Below are 494 nucleotides of genomic sequence, written 5' to 3'. Positions count from 1 at the left end.
CGCTTCGAGACGGAGGTGATGTTCCATTACACCAACAGCGAAGAGGTGCAGGTGGCGCTGGACGAGTTCGTCGCTGGAAACGACCCGGATCGGCGTGCTGGTGAAGTACGCGCGGCATTGCTGGCGCAGGATCTGTCCAACCTGTTGCGCACTGCCTTGCAATCCGGAGGCCCGCAATGAACAGATTGATCGGCGCGACGTTCTTCCTGGTGGCCGCATGCGCGTTCGCGGAAGGCGTCGGCGCCCAACCCGCATCGCAGCGGTATGCCTTGCTCGTGGGAATCGATGATTACGCCGAACAGGACGTGGCAAAGCTCAACTATGCAGCCGATGACGCACTAGCCCTGGCTGACAGCCTCGCGCGACAGGGCTACGTCGTGACGATTTTGCTGGATGAGAACGCCACCCGGCAGCGCATCGTCGAGCACTTGGCGATCATGCAGGAGTCCTTGAAGCCCGAGGACACCTTCGTGCTTTTCTACGCCGGACATGGG

At 61.3% G+C, this 494-nt stretch carries 2 protein-coding genes (1 of these 2 cut by a window edge); both read left to right on the top strand.

Annotation, left to right across the window (positions count from 1 at the left end; genetic code table 11):
• Positions 1-18: 18 nt before the first annotated feature.
• Positions 19-180 carry a hypothetical protein gene (locus GLA29479_RS25525; protein WP_169795730.1) on the top strand — a complete coding sequence of 54 codons (162 nt, stop codon included), beginning with the start codon at positions 19-21 and terminating at the stop codon, positions 178-180.
• Positions 177-494, top strand: the 5' portion of a protein-coding gene (locus GLA29479_RS23325) for a caspase family protein (RefSeq protein ID WP_057973012.1). Its footprint extends 24 nt past the window's final position; 318 of the gene's 342 nt are visible here — the first part of the coding sequence; its start codon is at positions 177-179; its stop codon lies off the right edge, out of view. The genes GLA29479_RS25525 and GLA29479_RS23325 overlap by 4 nt, the downstream gene beginning before the upstream one ends.

Origin of the sequence: Lysobacter antibioticus (genome assembly GCF_001442535.1) — a bacterium.
In the GTDB taxonomy this organism is placed as follows: domain Bacteria; phylum Pseudomonadota; class Gammaproteobacteria; order Xanthomonadales; family Xanthomonadaceae; genus Lysobacter; species Lysobacter antibioticus.
This window is presented reverse-complemented; position numbering and strand designations above follow the sequence as displayed.

Bases quoted from the DNA above. Each gene is read 5' to 3' on its own strand.
- GLA29479_RS25525 (WP_169795730.1), top strand. From the start codon at position 19: ATGTTCCATTACACCAACAGCGAAGAGGTGCAGGTGGCGCTGGACGAG.